The organism is Kitasatospora sp. NPDC048239 (assembly GCF_043202015.1).
Taxonomy (GTDB): Bacteria; Actinomycetota; Actinomycetes; order Streptomycetales; family Streptomycetaceae; genus Kitasatospora.
Window position 1 is genome coordinate 309,648 of sequence record NZ_JBICZP010000009.1, and the last position, 18,202, is coordinate 327,849.

Genomic DNA, 18,202 nt, shown 5'->3' on the forward strand with positions numbered 1-18,202 from the left:
ACACCGAGCTATCTCCGTTTGCCGATCGAGCCCACCGAGGGCTTCCCCCAGGCGTTCCGGCTCCAACTGGGCGCCAGGATCTACCAGTTCCACCTGTACGTGAACGCGGCCGAGGACGTCCTGCGCGCCGCGCCCGCCGATCCGGTCCTGGACCTGCCCGCGGCCGGGGCCTTCCTCGTGCTACGGGTCGCCCGGGAGGAGCCCTCGGGGCTGGTCGCGCTGCTGCGCCGCAAGCTCGTCCCCGGGGTCGAGTACCGGGCCGGCGAGCTGTCCCTGACCTTCCCCACCATGCGGGTGGCACGGCAGAACCTCAACGGGGTCGGCGAGTTCGGCTCCGTGGTGGTGGGCGGGGTGGCGCTGCGATGAGCCTGGTCATCTGGTACAAGGTGGAGATCGCCGAACTCAAACCGACCGGCGGCCCGCTCGCCGCGGTCGCGTCGCTGGTCGGCGCCGCCCTTCCGGTCACCGTCTCGAACGACCTGCTGAGCGGTTCGCTCGTCCTGGACGCCGACATCACCGTCACCATGACCGAGGGCGCCGCCGCGGACACCTTCGAGCTCACCCTGGTGAACCTGCCCGATCCGACGGTGGAGCTCATCCGGGCCAAGGTGGCGACCACACCGCTCAAGGTCCTCATCCACCTCGGGTACTTCGACGAACCCGCCACCACCACCGGCCTCGATCCGGTGCTGCAGGGGCGGCTTACCTCGATCGCCAGCAGCGTGGACCAGGACGGGTCGTCCCGCACCGTGCTCACCGGCCAGGAGGAGGGCGGGTACCTGCTGCGGAACACGCCCACCGCCAAGAGCGCACTCGCGCCGACCGACGTCACCGAGTTCGCCCGGACCGTCGCCGCCCAGGCCGGCGTCCAGCTGGCCACCGGCTCCGCCCTGACCGGGACGCTGGAGAACTTCACCGCGGGCAACGGCTCGGCCCTGGACACCCTGCGCGACCTGGCCCGCCGGGCGGACGTGCCGTTCGTCGTCCGGGACAAGATGGTCTACCTCGGGCCGGCCGTCGGAAACCCGGCCGACCGCGCGCCCGTCGGCTTCGACCCGGAGCGCAACCTGGTCTCCCTCGACCAGAGCCGCGCCGAGGACACCGTGGCCCGGTTCGCGCAGAGCGGCCAGGCCCCGGGGCCCGCCCCCGGAGCGGCGCCGGCCACCACCCAGGTGGTCCCGATGCGGGCGGCGCTCGGTCTGACCGCCCTGGGGCACCCCGGGCTACGGGTGGGCCAGGTCGCCTCGATCACCGGGGTCAACGGCATCCCCGACCAGACCATGCGGATCAGCGCCGTCCTCCACCGGTTCGGCTCCCGCTCCGGCTACACCGTGGACGTCAAGCTGGTGGTCGCCGAGGCGGGCACGCGGGCCCAGGTCGGCGGCGGGGTGCAGGGCGTGGTCGACCGCTGGCGCGACGTCGTGGACCGCCAGCAGCAGGAGCGGCCCGCCATCGACGTGGGCGAGGTCACCGCCTACGCGCCCGGCGCCGAGGGCAGGCACCTGGCCTCGCTGCACTACGGGCAGAGCCCGTCCGGCGCGGTGGTCGCGCCCAGCGTCGCGTCCCCGGTCGACACCGCGGTTGACCTCCACAACAAGCCGATCGCCTCCCCGTTCGCGTTCCACAACTGCGGCCTGATCACGCCGGTGTACCCGAAGATGCGCGCCGTCCTGGCACACAACCGCGGCCTGGTGAACGACGCCGTGGTGACCGGGTTCCTCTGGCCGGAGAACCCGGCCCAGGCACACCCCGGCAACCGGGCCGGCGACTACTGGCTCGCCCTGCCCACCCAGCTCGGGCCGGACGGGCTCCCGGTCGGCAAGGGCGCCAACGACCTCACCGACGCCACCGGCCACCGGGTGGTGCAGGTCGCCGGGATCCAGCTGCTCGTCGGCGCCGACAAGCTGCCGGACGTCGGCACCCGGCCGACTCCCCCCACCGACAGCACGATCACGATCGAGCACCAGAGCGGCACCAGGATCGCCGTGGACAAGGACGGCAACGTGACCATCACCACCGCCGCGACCAAGACGCTGACCCTCGGCAACGGCCAGGTCAGCCTCACCCTCGACGGCCCCTCGGTGAAGGTGACCTGATGCCCAGTGCGCTCACCACCGCGTCGGTGCTCCAGTGCATCCACGGCGGCCGGCTCACCGTGCCGGCCGCCGGCACCGCGCTCACCGTCGACGGGCAGCCCGTCCTGGTCCAGAGCGACCTCGCCGCCGCCACCATCGCCGGCTGCGCCAACACCAACGCGTCCGCCGGCCAGACCCCGTGCCTCAAGGTGACCTCCGTCATCGCCGGGCTCAGCACCGACCTCGTCGTCCGGGGCCAGCCGGTGCTGCTGGACACCGCCCGGGGACTCACCAACGCGACGCCGCCCGCGCCCGTCATGTGGCAGGTCGCCTCGGCCGGCCAGACCAAGCTGACGGCCCGGTAGCCGGCCAACCCAGGAGGATTGACGTGAACGACGGACCGTTCGGCCGCAGCCTGCTGATGCAGGACGGCGACCTGGTCGTGCGAGAGGGGCGGTTGACCGAGGTCAGCGGCACGGCCAACCTGCTCCAGGCCCTCACCCTGCGGGTCCTCACCCCGTTCGGGTCGGACGAGTTCAACGTCGGCTACGGGCTCGATGTGACGCGGGCCTTCACCGAGGCGCACCCTCCCCAGCTGATCCGCCAGCTGCTGGAGCTGAACCTGGTCCGCACGCTGGTGACGGATCCGCGGGTGAACGACATCCGGCAGATCACCTTCGACGAGGATCCGCAGTTCCGCACCTCGCGGTCCTGGATGGTCCGGGTCGAGGTCGAGACGGTGGCGGAGCAGCCGGCCACGCTGCTGGTCGAAGTGGGGGTGTGAGCGTCCGATGACCGAGTACGGAGTCACCGAAGAGGGATTCGTCCTCAAGCCCTTCGACATCCTGCTGCAGGAGGGCGTCGACCGGGTCAGAGCCGTCCTCGGCATCGACCTGACCAGCACCAGCCCGGTGCGCAAGCTCCTGGAGGTCGCGGCGCACGAGGACGCCGAGGTCTGGAAGCTCATGGAGGACCTCTACTACGCCAACTTCGTCTCCACCGCGTACGGCGACGCCCTCGACCTGCTCGGCGAGGACGTCGGCCTGACCCGCCGGGACCTGTTCAGCGAGGGCACCGTCCGGTTCACCCTGGCCGGAGCGGCCCCCGGGCGCAGCTACGTCGTGCCGGAGGGGACGATCGTCACGACGGCGACCGCGCCGGTGCTGGCCTTCGCCACCACGGCCGCGGCCCGGCTGGGCACGGACGCCCGCACGGCGGACGTCGCCGTCGCCGCGGTCGACCGGGGCGACGCGTACGACCGGGGCGAGGACACCGTCACCGTCGTCGACCCGGTCTGGCAGCAGGTGTACCTGGGGGACTTCGCCCCGGCCACCCTGACGGTGACCAACCCCTCCCCCACCACCGGCGGCGCGCGGCGCGAGTCCGACGAGGTCTACCGCGCCCGGCTCACCGGGCTCGCCCGCGACCTGTGGACCCTGGACAGCGTGCGCCAGGAGGTGCTGGACGTGAACGGGGTCGTGGACGTCGTGCTGTCCGACCCGCTCGGCGGGGTGGACGTGTCGCAGAGCTACTTCAACATGTTCGCCTTCGACCAGCGGTCCTTCAGCACCGAACGCCACGTCGGCGAGCCGTACTTCTTCGACGTGCTGGTCGCCCACGACTACCGGTGGCCGTGGCGGACGACCGGGCCGGTGCCCGGGGTGTACGAGCGCGTGTCGGCCGCGGTCGACCGGGTGCGTCCGGTGGGCGTGCACGCCAACATCGTCGAGGCCAACCACATCGAGACCGGTGTCCGCGCGACGGTGATCGTCGAGGCCGGGTCCGACAGCAGCGCGCTGCAGTCCGCGATCCTGCGGCGGCTGGCCGCCGACGTCGGCGGGCTGCGGCTCGGCGGCGATGTCCGCTACTCGCACGTGATGGCCGCCTTCGTCGAGCAGCCCGGGGTCGTCGACGTGCAGCAGCTGCACCTTCGGCGGTGCCCGCCGGCCTTCGGGCGGATCACCTTCGGCGCGGTGCCGCACCAGACCGCGGTGGTCGAGGCCGCGGTCGGCGAGAACCTGGTGATGGGGCCGACCGAACTGGCCGTCCTCCAGCCGGAGAGCGTCCTGATCGACCTCACGGTGGTGGTCCGATGAGCACCCTGACGGCGGTCCGGATGGCGCGCCACCTCACGGCGCCGTTCGGCCGGGGGGCGGACTCGCTCGCGCTGACGCTCCTTCCGGGCTCCGACCCGGCCGCCGCGCGGATCGCCCCTTACCACTTCCGGGACCACCGGGCGACCTTCGGGCACCCGGCCGAACCGGTCTACGTGCTGGCGCTGCTGCGGGACTGCGAGCGGGAGACCGTCGTCGCTCTGGAGCTCGCCGGGCCCGGCGGCGCAGCGGGCCCGGTCTCCCTCACCGTTCCGGCCGGGACGCAGGCCGGAACGTCCTACCCCCTGCGGCTCCCGGACGGCGCCACCGAGGAGAGCACGCTGACCGGCCTGGTGACGGCGCCGGCGCCGACCGACGGGAGCGCCGCGGAGCGCTGGTCGCTGACCGCGCTGCTCGGCACGACGGGCAAGCTGCTCTGGGCCCTCGGCGCGGAGCGAGACCAGCTGCGCCACCAGCTCGCCCGCACGCTCGGGCAGCGCCACCTGTCCAGGGCCACCGGCGCCAGCCTGGACCTGATCGGGGCCGACCTCGGGGTGCCGCGCTTCCCTCCGCTGCCGTACGGCTACGACGAGCACGTCGTCGCGCTGTACCACCTGGACGACGAGGCGGGCGCCACCCCGCAGGTGGAGGACCTCACCGGGCGCTACCCGGGGCGCACCGGCCATCACGGCACGATCAGCGGTCCCGTCCGGCCGGGCAGCCCCAGCCGGTACGGACGGGCCTTCCGCTTCGCAGGCTCCACGGCCGTGGTCACGGTCGGGAGCAGCCCCGACTTCGACATCGGGCCGACGGCGGACGCGACCGTCGAGTGCTTCGTCCGCCCGGATCCTGGCCCGTCGGACGGTCTGCTGCTGACCCGGCACCCCGACCCGGCGGCCGGCCCGGCGACCGGCCCGGCCGGCTGGGTGCTCGGCACCGGCGACTTCGGCCGCGGGCTGCCCCGGAACCTGCGGTTCGCCGTGGGTGACGGCGCCTCCACCGTGGAGCTGTTCGCCGATCTGTCGCTGCCCACGGACCGGTTCAGCCATGTCGCGGCGGTGCTCGACCGCGGCGCGGGCCTGGTCACGCTGTACGTCGACGGGAAGCCCCGCGGCCGCAAGCCGCTCGGCCCGCCCTTCGGCCCGCCCTTCGGCGCGGTCGGCGGCACCGCACCGCTCCTGATCGGCCCCGCCGGCAGCGGGTTCCTCGGCACGATCGACGAGGTCCGGCTGTCCTCGGTGGCCCGGGCGGACTTCTTCCCCGTCCTCGGCGAGAGCGACGGGCACTACGGCCGCCGGCTGCGGATCTTCCGCCGGTGGATCCTGCCGACGCCCGCCAACCTGACCGAGGTGCTGAACACCGCCGTCGGCCGGATCGGGTCGACGGACGACCCGCTGGTGGTCGACGACGCCAACCGGAGGGTGGTGCGGGGCACCCGTGTCGTCACCGTCGTGCCGGTGGGCCTGCTGCCCGGCGAGGTCATCGACCGGGACGGCCGGCGCCGGGTGGCGGAGGCCGACGCGGTCGGCACCGCGGCCGACGAGGAGCTCTTCGATCCCGTGTACCTGCTGCGGCACGAGCGCGCCGACGTCGACTACACGCCTGCGCCGCCGCGGGACGTCCGGCCGTACGAGCTGCCGCCGGACCCGCACCGGCTGCAGCTCGTCGCCGCCGGCCCGCTCGACCGGCTGGCCGGCCTGGTGGCGGCCGAGGCCCCGGCCGGGCGGTTGCGGGTGGAGTCGGCCTTCGACCCCCGGGCCGACGACCTCCGGGCCACCGGACGCGCCCTGCTGCTCCGCCACAGCACCCTGCCGCCCGGCCGGCTGGCGGCGCTGGCCCACCGGGCGGGCTTCGACTTCGTCCGGTGCCCCGGTGACGCCGATCCGGTGTACGCCGCGTGCGCGGTGGGCGACCACCTCGGGATCGACCTGACCCCGCCCGGCGCCGGGCCCACCGACCTGACGGTGGGCTCGGCCGTGCAGCTGGCCGTCCGGCCGGCGCTTCCGGCGGACGCGTTCGTCCGGTGGCTGACCGTCCCGTGCGGTCCCGGCCGGGCCACTGTCGCCGAGGGGCCGGCCGGGACGGCCACCCTGCGGGCCACCGACCCGGGTGGCGTGGTGGTGAAGGTCGACGTCAACCGGGGCGGCCACACGCTCAGCGCCACCCGGACCCTGCGGATCGGCCCGGCCGACCTCGCCGACGGCGGGCAGATCGCCGCCGACGGCACCCCCGGTGCGGCGGCGGACGTCGTCGGCGGGCCCGATCCGGCCTTCGACCCGGTGTTCCTCACCCGGCACGACGATCCCCGCGCGGTCTACGGCACCGACCCGAACCACCGCCTGGTGCAGCACGGCGTGGCCGAGCGGCTCGACGCGCTGCTGGGCGAGCTGGACCGGCAGCAGGTCGTCGGGAAGCTGACCGTGGTCGGCGCCTTCGATCCGGCCGGCGACGAACTGGCCGCCCAGGGGCGCGGGCTCACCGTCCGGCACGGCGGCCTTCCTCCGGGCCGGCTGGCGGCGGCGGCCCACGCGGTCGGCTTCGGCCACGTCCGGCGGGCCGGGTCCGACGTGGTCCTGCGGCACACGGCGCAGCCGCTGGTCGCCGTGGTCGGCCCGGACACCGTCGACGAGGGGGAGTCCGTGGACCTGCAGGTCGTGCCGCCGCCTGCCGCGGTCGGTGCGGACGCCCGCCTGGACTGGGCGTCCGGGGCGCCGGCGGACGGCCTGACGAGCTGGAGCACCACCACCCAGCCGGCACCACGGCTGACCGGGGTGCGGGCCGGCGCGGTCTGGGTCCAGGCCGCCTACCTGCTGGGCGACGGGCCGGCGCCCTACACCTTCGAGGTGCGGCTGCGGCCGGAGCTGCCGGCGGACACGGTCATCTCCAAGGACCAGTACGACCTGATCATGAACATCCTCAACGCCCTGCACCCGATCGGGGTCGAGGTGAGCACCCGGGCGATCCGCGAGCGCGTCATCGAGATCCGCGGCGAGGCCCTGGCGGCCAACCCCGACCACACCTTTCCGAAGTTCCGTGTCCGCAGCGGGTCGCCGCGGCGGACCAAGGAGACGAGCCCATGAGCGGAGTCAGCTTCACCCCGACCTTCCACCACACGGACTGGGTCGACAACGTCGACCGGGTGCAGGCCGGCGGGCCGGTCGGCTTCAACATCCGGTTCCGGACCCTGGAGGCGGACCTCGGGGCGGTGTCCACCGCCGTCGGCAAGCTCGACGCGGCCATCGCCGCCCTCTCGGTCCGTCCGCCGGCCAAGCCCACCTCGATCACGCTGAGCCCGGCGCTCGTCCCGGTCTCGCCCACCCCCGGCTGGAGCCACGACCAGACCGGGGTCGCGGTCCGGCCGCAGGGGTCGGCGAACGTCTCCGGTCTGATGACCATCCCGCTGCCCGACCAGGTCCGGCTGCTGTCGCTGCGGGCGCTGGGCACCAACACCGGGGCGACGGCGATCGTCCGGGTCTCGCTGCTGCGGGCTCCCCTGGTCGCCGCCGGCGGCGCCGCGCCCGACCGGCTCGTCCGGGTGTCCCCGGACACCAACCCGTTCGACCGGACCGACACCATCACGGACCAGAACCTGGCCCGGGTCAACCTCAGCCAGTTCCGCTACTTCCTCCTGGCGACCGTGGACAACGCCGTCGCCGCCGACGTGATCACCCTCACGGGCTTCCAGATCTCGTACATCGCCGACTGAACGACCCGACCGCACGCCCAAGGAGAGCACCATGGCCGGCACCCTCCAGATCCGGGTCGCCCCCGGCGACAACGGCTCCCGCCCGTTCAACTCCTGCACCAACGCGTGGACCAACGAAAGCATCTGGCTGGACCCCCCGCGCCCGGACAACACCACGGCCGAGGTGGACCAGCCGAGCGTGATCAAGGTCCAGGTGCGCAACACGGGGCCCACCGACCTCCTGTTCGTCAAGGTGCACGCCTACGTGATGGACCCGCAGATCGGACTGAGCAGCCCGGCCCAGCGGATCGCCGAGTTCGTCAGCTCCGCCCGGACCGTCCCCTCCGTGACGCGGGCGCCGAACGGCGTGGTCTTCGACTGCGGACCGTGGACGCCCACCGCGGCCCAGCTCTCCGCCTCCAACGGCGGGCACCTGTGCCTGTTCGCCAACGCCTTCCAGGACCAGAACCTCGCCGACCCGCCCTACGACGGCAAGGACCTGACGCCGGGTGTGGACACCTTCGACATCTGCGGCGACGCCCACCAGGGCCAGCGCAACATCACCCTCCTGGCGGTGGCCCGGGGGATGGAGCGGCTGTCCACGATGGGCTTCCGCGTCAACCCGCTGCCGAAGGGGGTCAAGGAGGCGGTCCTGGCGGTCGTCACGCTCAAGGAGGCCGAGCTGGCCGCCCCCGGCCTGCAGCACGTCCTGCTCTCCCGGCGCGACATCACCCGTGACAAGGAGCACCGCCTGGTGATCGACACCGGCGAGGGCGAGCCGGTCCCGCTGCGGTTCTCCGAGAAGCCGCTCACCTTCGAACTGGAGACGGACGGCGGCCACCGCGGCCGCCCGTACCTGCCGCTCGACCCGGACAACCACCACCGCCACACCCGGGCGAAGCTGGAGGTCGGACTCGACCCGAAGGACCCGATCGGCACCGTGCACGCGTTCGACCTCGTCCAGCACACCAGGCAGGGCCGCCACCTCGGCGGGATCCGGGTGGTCACCGTGGTGACCGCCAAGGGCCGCTGACCGTGCGGGTCGACTGCCACATCCCGATCACCGTGCGCGTGGTCGGCACCCCCACCGACGCACAACTGGAGGAACTGACCCGGACGCTGACCCGGGCGGTACGCGCCCGGATGGCCGAGGCCGAGCGGGAGCTGGCCGCCCGCCTCGGCCGGCGCGCCCCGGCCCGGCCGACCGGGATCCGCGAACGGTACGAGCCGGCGCGCCACGGCGACCGCGGCTACGCCGTGGCGTCCTACCAGGACGGCGGACGCCCGCAGGGCGTGCCGGTCCGGGCCTCGGACCGGCCGTGGACGGTCCTTCGGACGGTGCACTTCCGCGCGCGCGTCGGCCGGTTCCTCGACTTCGTCGGGAGCGTCAACGCGGGCGGGCCGCTGCCCGAGCGGGTGCTGTACGACGACATCCGGGAGGAGGCCCGCTGGGCGGGTGTCTGGTGGGTGCGGACCGGCCGGGACCGCACCCTCGCCGAACTGTCCGCCGAACTGTACGAGCACGCCGCCCGGTTGGCCCGGGTCGGCCCCGACCGGGTGCTGGCGACGGCGATCTGGGTGACCGACGACAGCCGGGCCGCGCTGCTCGCCCTCGACGAGCACGGCGCCCTCACGGACCGGATCGGCCGGATCGGCCCGCACAACGCCCGCCGGATCGACGGCACCGGCTCCGCCGCCACCCTCCGGCACGGCGGCTGGGCCCTGTTCGCGTTCATGGCGCTGCCCCGGGTCGAACTCACCGGCCTCGCCGCGCTCGACCCCGACCTGCTGCTGCGGCTCCCGCTCTCCGAAGCGGCCTTCTGCATCGACACCGCCGACTTCGAGACCCGCTTCGGTCTCGCGGCCGCCCAGTACCTGGCCGAGTTCGGCCGCACTCCGGTACCGGTGTGGCTCCAGCCGCTGACCCTGCGCCGACGCACCCCGCCGGCCGCGCTCGCCCTGCTGCTGGCCCGCCGGGCCGACCAGCGCCTCCCGGCCGGTGACGGTCGGCTGGCCGGCGACCGGCTGCTCCTGCTGACCGACGCGGCCCTGAGCCGGCTGCCGGCGGCGCTGCGGGAGCGGGCCGCCGGCTGGTCCGACCCGGCGACCCGCCGACTGGACGACCGGGCGGGCGTGTTCCACCTGGAGGCCGGCCGGCGGTGCCTGTACGCCAGGGCGGTGCTGACCGTCGACGAGGAGCACCTCGGCGCCGCCCGGCACCGGCCTCGCGCCCGCCACCTCGCGGCCCGGCTGCGCCGGCTGCTGCCCGGCGACCCGACCGAGCGGTCCTGGCAGCAGGCGATGGACGACTTCCTGCGCCACGGGTTCGAGGAGGACCCGCCGCCGGCCCGCCCCGCCGGCGGAACCCTCTTCGAGTACGTGCTCACCGAACTGGCCGGGGACTTCGACCGGTTGTACGACGCGGTGGCGGCGAGCCGGCACTTCGGGCTGCGGCACCGCCTGCTCCGGCTCAGCCTGGCCACCTCCTGGGCCGCCCACCCCGGCGTGCTGCGGCTGCGCGAGTCGCTCCGGGCCGAGCGGCTCGCCGGCACCGCCCACGGCTACCGGACCGGCCCCTCCCGGATCCTGCTGGACCGCGACCCCCGCAGGACGGTCGCGGTGAACGGCGTCCTCGGCGAGGTCGACCCGATCTACACCACCCGCCGCGACCTCAAGCGGCTGCGCCCGGACCGGGTCGCCGCGCTGCGCGAGGCGCTGGACGCCGAACGGGTCGCGCTGGTCGGCCGGATCGCCCGCGGCGAGGACCGCGGCGACTACGACCAGGAGCGGTTCGCCCGCGAGGTGCTGGCCCGCGCCGTCCAGCGGGTGCGGCTCACCGAGGCCGACTTCCGGGGCGTCACCGTCGAGCGCAGCATCCGCCTGCTGGAGGTCCGGCAGCAGGAGGAGGGCGGGCTGCCGGCCTTCCACGTGCGGTTCGAGTTCGTCGAGCGGGTGGCCGGCGAGAAGAGCTGGACCAGGGCCGGCGAGCCGGTGTGGGAGCCCGCGGGCGGATTCGACGAGCGCCTGGTCTACTGGCGGCTCGGCCGCGCCGGCGAGGTCTACCAGACCGCCGGCACCGTCATCGCCGTCATCGGCGCGGCCGTCGTGGCCTGGGAGATCGGGCTGGTCTCCGCCCTGGTGGCCCTCGGCGGCGGGACGGGGGCGGTCGTCACCGCCATCGCCCTCTCCGAGCTCGTCTACCTGTACCGGGTGGTCTTCGGCGACGCCCGGCTGACCCTGGGCGGCGTCCTGATGGCCGCCCTGGACGGCTACCTGCTCGCGACGGGCTTCCGGATCGCGGCCTTCCCGGCCCGCTGGGTGGCCGAGGCCGTGGGCACTGCGACCCTGCGGCAGGCCGTCGCCGGCTGGGCGCTGCAGGCACTGGTCAAGGGCACCGTGGGCGGGGCGGCGTCGGCGGGGCTGACCACCTTCGCCCACGACGTGGTCAACGTCGCGACCGGCGAGGGGTCCTGGTCCGGCATCGACACGTACGTGCGGAACATGGCGCTGGGCGCGGTGATCGGGATCCTCGCCGAGTTCGTGCTGGCCCCGGCGCTGCAGGCGGTCCTGGTCGGCGCGCGCGGCACGCTGACCACGGCCGCCGGGACCGCCGCGCGGCTGCGCGCCGCGGGCTGGGGCGCACGGGAGTGGGTGCTGGTGTCGACCGAGGCGCTGGCCAACCTCCGGGCGACGCTCGCCACCTTCATGGGCGACGCGGCGGCCCGGGGCTTCGCTGCCGCGATCGCCGCCCGGCTGGTCGGGGTCGCCACCGAACTCGGCGGCCGCGAACTCGCCCGGCACGTCCTCGAACTCAGCGGTGCCCGGTTCACGGGTGCGGCGAGCGCAGGGCTGGCGCGGCTGCTCCCCGCGCTGGAGGCCGTCGCCCCCGCACGGGCGCACGCCGTCGCGCGGGTCTTCGCGACCAGCCCGGAGGGAACCGTGCGGCTGCTGGAGGTGCTGGCCACCCTCGACCAGACGGCGGCCCGCCGGCTGGCCGCCGGGACGTTCGCCACCACCGGGGACCTCGCCGCCTTCCTCGGGCGGCTGGCCCGGTACTCCCCCGCCGAGCAGCGGGCCGTGCTGCGGCTGCTCGCCGAGCTGGACATCGTGGCCGCCGAACCCGTCCCGTCCGGCAGCCCGGCCCAGGTGGTGCGCCGGCAGTTCGCCGCGTCGCTGCGGATCGGCGCGGCCGGGCAGGAGCTGCGGGCCGCCGAGCTGGAGCGGCAGCTGGCCGGCAGGCTGGCGGACGCCCGGGTCGCCGAGGCGGCCGGAAACACCAGGCGCGCGGCCGCACTGCGCGGCGAGGCCGACGCACTGCGGGCCGAGGCCGGGAGCATCCGCTCCAGGGCCGCCGAGGCCCGGGCGGAGGCGGCCCGAGAGACGACGCGCCTGCCGGAGCCGCCCACGCCGGCCGAGGTCGAACGGGCCCTGGAGCAGCTGGAGGCCGGCGCGGGGGGCGCCGGGGCGCAGACCTGGATCCGGCTGCCCGCCGGCACGCACTTCCAGAACCGCCCCGAGCTGCTGGAGCGGTTGGTGCGGCCGGTCTTCCGCAGCCGCACCGGCAACCGCGTGGTGTTCCGGGTGGAGGGCGGCACCCTGCCGGCCGCGAGTTGGGAGCGCACCGTGATCGATGCCGGCGGCAGCGCCCGGGTGGTCGGCGACGGCGCGGTCAACCTCAACTTCGGGGTGTTCGAACGCGCCGTGGAGTTTCTGCTCCGGGCGCGGCCGGGTGCCCGGCTGAAGGTCTTCGAGGTCGAGGAGGGCTGGTTCCGCGCCCTGCGCAGCCAGGCCGTGCCCGAGCGGGGTGTGCCCGCCCCGGTGGCCGGCCGTCCGCCCGGGGCGCCGCCGGGCCAGGCCACCCCGCTGCCCCGCCCGCCCGGTCTGCGGGAGGTCACCGGCCGGCCGCGCACCGTGGACGTCCGGTTCGGGCACGACCAGCTCCAGCTCCCGGGTTCGCTCATCCCGGAGCTGAACGAGTTCATCGTGCCGGGCAGCGGGCGCCTCGTGGAGTTCAGGCCGTGAGCCGCCGCTACCACCTGCCCGGGGGCGCGTCCGGAGACGGGCCCCCGGACGCGCGGGAGCGCCTGGCCTCGGCCGTGCGCGAGGCGGTGCGGCGCGCCGTGGAGGCCGCCGCGCCCGGCGAGGTGGTGCCGCCCCGGCCGCGCGGGCGGGCCCGGGAGCGGTTCGACGGCGGCAGGCGGGCGAGCGCCGACACGTACGCCGTGCCCGGCTACGACGACCGCGGCCGGGCGGTGGCGATCCCGCTGGCCGGCCCGGGTGCGTCCGACCGCACCGGGGCGCCGACCGCGCCGCCCGAGCCCGCCGAGCCCGCGGCACCGGAAGCGGCCCCGGGAACGGCCTCCGGAACGGCCCCGGCGGCCGGCCTGGGCGTCCACCTCGACACCGACCGGGCCGGCGTCCCCGCCCAGGGACCGGGCCTCGCGGCGATCAGCGGGCTGATCCGCTCCCGGTGGCCTCTCGCCGGCTGGACCGACCCGGCGGGGGTCCGCTACGGCGCGTACGTCACGGCGGCCGGTGCGGGCACCCCGAGCCTGTACTACCTGGCCCCGGGCAGCGAGGGGCCGACGCTGCGCGCGCTGCGGATCGCCCGCCGGGCGCCGGACGGACCGCACCCCGTGGACCTGCCCAGCGGCGACTACACCGTCATCGCCCGCCCGCACAGCCCGGGGCAGCTCTACCGGGGGACACACCGGCTCCACGACCTCGGCAACCCGCAGGACCTCGATCTCACCGTGAACTTCACCGTCCCGGACACCGACGTGGCGGAGGTGACCGTGCACGCGGCCCGGCGCCACCACCTGTGGCCGCGGCTGCGCATCCAGCGGACGGACCAGGGCAGCGCCACCGTCGGCGCGGACACCGTCTACCTCGCCGAGGTGGAGATCTGGCGGGTGGACGAGGCCGACCGCTGGACACCGGTGTTCCAACTCGCGCTGGTCTACGCCTTCGTGCGGTTCCACTGGCAGGTCTACCGGATCGAGCACGACCGGCACGGCGAGCGGCAGCGGGTGCCGGTGGACCACCCCCAGCCGTACCGCTCCACCTTCACCCACCGCTTCGACCGCGCCGGCGAGTACGAGGTGGAGTGCGAGGTCCGGCTGAGCTACGAGGACGCCTCCCCGCAGCCGGTGACCGAGCGCAGGACCGACCGGGTCCAGCGGCTGGAGGAGAAGATGGCGCTGGAACTGGCCACCCTGGAGCGGGCCGCCCGCGCCCCCGGTGCCGAACCGGTCTGGTCCACCAGCGCGCAGGCGCTCCTCGACGCGGCACGCGCCAGGCTGCGCCAGGCCGAACGCGCCCCCGTCCCGAACGAGGCGCTGGTCCGCGAGCTGCGGGACGCGGTGGCGGGCCTCGAAAAGCGGCTGGACGGCCCGACCAGTGCCGGACCGTTCCCCGTCCGGGCGCTGTTCACCGACCGCCGCACCGCCCAGTCCCGGCCGATCTCGCTGTTCGTCGGGCCGGCCGCCGTGCCGGAGGGCCCGGGGCACACCTGGCTGCTGATCGACCTCACCTACCCCGCGTTCTACCGGACCTACCGGGGCACCGGGCCCAGCCCCGAGGCGGCGCTGCGGGCCGCGTTCGAGAACGCCCGGACGTCCTTTCGCGGCAACTACCCGCCCGGTCGGATCCTGGCCCGGATCGAGTGGCCCGGCATGGACCGGCTGCACCTGAAACCCTTCGACTTCGCCACGGACACCGAGAGCTGGCAGCGCACGGCCTGGGAGTGGCTGTCCGCGATCGCCTCCGGTCTGGCCGTGGTCGGCGTCGCCGCCGCGCTGGCGTTTCCTCCCACCTCGGCCGTCGTCGGCGCGATCGTGCTCGCCGGGGCCGTGGCCGGGGGCGTGCTCAGCGCCGTCAACCTCGCCGAGCGGGTGCACCAGGACGCCTTCGAATGGGACCGGGAGACCGCCGTCGACCTCATCTCCCTGGCCACCGCGTTCGCCTCGTTGGGCGGCGCGGTCGCCCGCGGGGCCGCCGCCGGCATGACCCGGTCCATCGCCTCCGGGGCCCCGCTGACCATCGAGACGGCCGGACGGCTGCACGGACTCCTGAGGTTCCAGCACGCCGTCCTCTACGTCGACCTGGGGGCGCACCTGTCCGACTCGCTCCTGCTGTCCTACGACACGTACGTCCAGCTGCGGGACATCGACGCGGCGATGGGCGCGGGGACTCTGGCGCAGCTGCAGCGGCAGTTCGGCCCGGAGGAGGGCCGGCGCCGGTTCGACACCGAGCGTTTCACCCGGATCCTCGGCGTGCTGGCCCGAGCGGCCGTCAGCGGACTGCTGACCGTGGTGTCGGTGCGCGGTACCACCAAGGCGATCGCCGCCGGGGCGGCGCGGAACGCCGCGGGACGGCTCCCCGGTCTGGACCGCCGGCCCTCGGTACGGCTCGCCGTGGCGCCGGGCCCGGCGCTGCCGGCCTTCCCGGAGGCCGAGTTCGCCCTGGACCGGGCGGCCTTCCGCCGCCGGCAGGTCGACGGCGTGGCGGCCCGGCTCGGGCTGGCCGGCGACCCGGCCGGCGCCGCGGAGGCGGGATCCCTCTCCCCCCAGGCCGCGTGGCGGATCAACACCGCCTTCGACGGCCTCAGCGAGGAGCAGCGGGCCATGGTCCTCGCCACGCTGCGCCCGGGCGGAGCCGATGTCAGGGCGCTGCGGACCTTCCTCGGCGACGGCGGCAGCATGACGGAGCTGGCCAGGTTCCTGGAGACCCAGCCCGTACGGCTGCGCGCCCACATCACCACGTTCAACACCCTGCAGTCGCGCGCCGCGGACTTCCGCCGGCTCGGTGCGGCCGTCCCGGAGCTCGCGGCGTTCCGCTGGGATCCGCAGAACCTGCACGAGCACTTCTACCGCCACGTCCTGGGCCGGGCGAAATACCCCGACGAGGCGTGGAAGTGGGCGCAGCGGCTCGGTATCGCCGAGACGTACGGCCTGGACCGGGCGCGGTACCTGGCGATGCTCGGGTCGACCGCCCCCGCGGACGCCGCGCTGCGCGCGGAGATCACCACGAAGTTCCGCTCGGTGTACGGGGACTACGTCCACGCCGTGCTGACCCGGTCGGCGGTCTTCGGCCGGTCGGGCCGGGGTGCCGAGCTCATCGGATCGGACGGGGAGCTGCTCTGGGCGGCGAGCCCGGACGGCCTGATCTCCACCGGCTACTTCCCCGACAATCCGGCCCGGTGGCCCGCGCCGGTCAGCACGCTGCAGGGAAAGCTGGAGGCGGCGCTGGCCGAGGGGCAGTCGGTGGTGCTCCTGTTCCGGGGGGCGCCCTGAGCGGTGCCCGGGCGGGTGGGCCGGGTGCCGATTGCGGGCGCTGCCGGGGGCGGCCATGCTGGGAAAACGGGGTGTTCCGGAGACGTGGGGCCGCTCCACAGGGACGGGGCGTCGTACCCGCGCCGGCACTGGGAGGGAGCCGTACCGGGGGGAAACCGCACCGGGGGACCCGAACGAATCGGAGACAGCCATGGGCACACCAGGCACCGGATCCGCGGCGCCTCCGACGGTGTCGGCCCCCGTCACGCTCGCGGTCTCCGGCCAACCGCGCGGGGTGGCCGTGTCCCGGGACGGCCGCCGCGTCTACGTGGCGGGTCCCGAATTCGACCTCGTCTCGGTGGTCGAGGTCGTCGGCGGTCAGGGCTCGGGCACCACGATCCCGGTGGGCACCGGCCCGCGCGGGGTGGCCCTGGCCCCGGACGGCCGCCGCGCGTACGTCGCGAACTCGGGTGCGGACACGGTCTCGGTGATCGACACCGCCGACGGCCTGGTGACGGCCACCGTCCCGGTCGGCGGCGGACCGCGCGGGGTGGCCCTCACCCTGGACGGCAGCCGTGCCTACGTCACGAACTCCGGCTCGGGGACCGTCTCGGTGATCGACACCGCGACCGCCCAGGTCACCGGCACCATCGCCGTCGGCACCAACCCCACGGGGATCGCGGTGACCCCGGACGGGCTGCGCGTCTACGTCGCCGACACCGGCTCGCACACCGTGTCGGTGATCAGCACCGTCACCGCCCAGGTGACCGCGACCGTCACCCTGGACGCCGGCCCGCGCGGCCTGGCGGTGACCCCGGACGGTCGGCGGGTCCTCGTCACCGTCCCGGAGGCGGGCTCCGTGTCACTGCTCGACACCGGGACCGACCAGGTCGTCGGGACGGTCGCGGTGGGCACCAACCCGACGGGCGTCGCACCGACCCCGAACGGCCTCCACGCCTATGTCACCAACGCCGGCTCGGACAACGTGTCCGTCATCGACACCGGGACCGACCAGGTCGTCGGGACGGTCGCGGTGGGCACCAACCCGACGGGCGTCGCACCGACCCCGGACGGCCGCCGCGTCTACGTCACCAACGCCGGCTCGAACAACGTGTCCGTCATCGACACCGGGACGAACCACGTGACCAGCACCATCGACGTCGGCAGCGGCCCGCTCGGAGCGGCGGCCGCCCCGGACAGCCGACACGTCTACGTCACCAACGTCGGTGCGAACACGGTGTCGGTGATCGGCGACACCGCCACCTACCGGGTCGCGGGCACCATCGCCGCCGGCTCCAACTGCTGGGCGCCGGCGACGGCACCGGACGGCCGCCGGGTGTACGTCGCCAACGCGGGCAGGATCGGGCCCACCCTCACGAGCTCGGTGTCGGCGATCGACACGGCCACCGGCCAGGTCGTCCTCACCACCCCGGTCGACACCCCGGTCACCGTCGCGGTGGCCCCGGACGGGAAACACGCCTATGCCGCCGGCGCGCGCAGCGTGTTCGTGATCGACACCACGACGGGCCAGCTCACGGCCACCGTCGAGGTCGGTGTCACCCCCACCGGGGTCGCGCTCACCCCGGACGGCCGCCGACTGTACGTCACCATCGTCGTCGCCGGCTCGGTGTCCGTCCTCGACACCGGTACCAACAAGGTGCTCCGCAGCCTCACCGTCGGCAAGAACCCCACCGCCGTGGCGGCGGCCCCGGACGGCCGGCACGTCTACGTCACCAACGGGGGATCGAACAACGTGTCCGTCATCGACACCGACAACGACCAGGTGCTGACCACGATCCCGGTCGGCAACAACCCCATCGGCGTGGCGGTGGCCCCGGACGGCCGGCGCGTCTACGTCACCAACCTCCACTCCCGGTCGGTGTCGGTGATCGACGCCGGGACGAACAAGGTGACCGGGGCGATCACCGTCGGCCTCAGCCCCTGGGGACTGGCGGTCAGCCCGGACAGTCGCCACGTCTACGTCGCCAACATGGCCGAGAGGACCATGTCGGTGATCGACGCCGAGGCGCTCTGAGCCCTGTCCGGCAGTCGGCGAAGCCGCCCGGGGATCGACCC

At 74.9% G+C, this 18,202-nt stretch carries 11 protein-coding genes; all 11 read left to right on the plus strand.

What is annotated here, in order from left to right:
* The first annotated feature begins 18 nt into the window (after positions 1–18).
* The 11 genes from ACGFZP_RS25060 to ACGFZP_RS25110 all read left to right on the plus strand — a co-directional run bounded on the left by ACGFZP_RS25060 (position 19) and on the right by ACGFZP_RS25110 (position 18,161).
* Positions 19–366, plus strand: coding sequence for a hypothetical protein (locus ACGFZP_RS25060; protein ID WP_121017061.1), 348 nt, complete (start codon positions 19–21; stop codon positions 364–366).
* Positions 363–2,096 (plus strand): hypothetical protein, encoded by a 1,734-nt coding sequence (locus ACGFZP_RS25065; RefSeq protein WP_392936930.1) that lies wholly within the window; start codon positions 363–365, stop codon positions 2,094–2,096. The genes ACGFZP_RS25060 and ACGFZP_RS25065 overlap by 4 nt, the downstream gene beginning before the upstream one ends.
* Positions 2,096–2,440, plus strand: coding sequence for a hypothetical protein (locus ACGFZP_RS25070; protein ID WP_392936933.1), 345 nt, complete (start codon positions 2,096–2,098; stop codon positions 2,438–2,440). The genes ACGFZP_RS25065 and ACGFZP_RS25070 overlap by 1 nt, the downstream gene beginning before the upstream one ends.
* A gap of 23 nt (positions 2,441–2,463) precedes the next feature.
* Positions 2,464–2,859, plus strand: a complete 396-nt coding sequence (locus tag ACGFZP_RS25075; protein WP_392936935.1) for a hypothetical protein — start codon at positions 2,464–2,466, stop codon at positions 2,857–2,859.
* A gap of 7 nt (positions 2,860–2,866) precedes the next feature.
* The gene (locus tag ACGFZP_RS25080) at positions 2,867–4,171 is read left to right on the plus strand and encodes a baseplate J/gp47 family protein (protein WP_392936938.1); all 1,305 of its coding nucleotides are present in this window, start codon (positions 2,867–2,869) and stop codon (positions 4,169–4,171) included.
* Entirely contained in the window at positions 4,168–7,248 is a 3,081-nt protein-coding gene (locus ACGFZP_RS25085; RefSeq protein WP_392936939.1) for a LamG-like jellyroll fold domain-containing protein, read from the plus strand. The genes ACGFZP_RS25080 and ACGFZP_RS25085 overlap by 4 nt, the downstream gene beginning before the upstream one ends.
* Positions 7,245–7,874 (plus strand): hypothetical protein, encoded by a 630-nt coding sequence (locus ACGFZP_RS25090; protein ID WP_392936941.1) that lies wholly within the window; start codon positions 7,245–7,247, stop codon positions 7,872–7,874. The genes ACGFZP_RS25085 and ACGFZP_RS25090 overlap by 4 nt, the downstream gene beginning before the upstream one ends.
* 31 nt (positions 7,875–7,905) lie before the next feature.
* Complete coding sequence (locus ACGFZP_RS25095; RefSeq protein ID WP_392936944.1) at positions 7,906–8,886, plus strand: hypothetical protein; 981 nt, start codon at positions 7,906–7,908, stop codon at positions 8,884–8,886.
* A gap of 2 nt (positions 8,887–8,888) precedes the next feature.
* Complete coding sequence (locus tag ACGFZP_RS25100) at positions 8,889–12,875, plus strand: hypothetical protein (RefSeq protein WP_392936945.1); 3,987 nt, start codon at positions 8,889–8,891, stop codon at positions 12,873–12,875.
* Positions 12,872–16,147 (plus strand): hypothetical protein, encoded by a 3,276-nt coding sequence (locus ACGFZP_RS25105; protein ID WP_392936947.1) that lies wholly within the window; start codon positions 12,872–12,874, stop codon positions 16,145–16,147. The genes ACGFZP_RS25100 and ACGFZP_RS25105 overlap by 4 nt, the downstream gene beginning before the upstream one ends.
* A 190-nt stretch (positions 16,148–16,337) precedes the next feature.
* Complete coding sequence (locus tag ACGFZP_RS25110) at positions 16,338–18,161, plus strand: beta-propeller fold lactonase family protein (RefSeq protein WP_392936950.1); 1,824 nt, start codon at positions 16,338–16,340, stop codon at positions 18,159–18,161.
* The last annotated feature ends 41 nt before the right edge of the window (positions 18,162–18,202 follow it).

Coding starts and splice junctions, on each gene's coding strand:
- ACGFZP_RS25110 (WP_392936950.1), top strand. CDS start 16,338: ATGGGCACACCAGGCACCGGATCCGCGGCGCCTCCGACGGTGTCGGCC.
- ACGFZP_RS25095 (WP_392936944.1), top strand. CDS start 7,906: ATGGCCGGCACCCTCCAGATCCGGGTCGCCCCCGGCGACAACGGCTCC.
- ACGFZP_RS25065 (WP_392936930.1), top strand. CDS start 363: ATGAGCCTGGTCATCTGGTACAAGGTGGAGATCGCCGAACTCAAACCG.
- ACGFZP_RS25090 (WP_392936941.1), top strand. CDS start 7,245: ATGAGCGGAGTCAGCTTCACCCCGACCTTCCACCACACGGACTGGGTC.
- ACGFZP_RS25085 (WP_392936939.1), top strand. CDS start 4,168: ATGAGCACCCTGACGGCGGTCCGGATGGCGCGCCACCTCACGGCGCCG.
- ACGFZP_RS25070 (WP_392936933.1), top strand. CDS start 2,096: ATGCCCAGTGCGCTCACCACCGCGTCGGTGCTCCAGTGCATCCACGGC.
- ACGFZP_RS25080 (WP_392936938.1), top strand. CDS start 2,867: ATGACCGAGTACGGAGTCACCGAAGAGGGATTCGTCCTCAAGCCCTTC.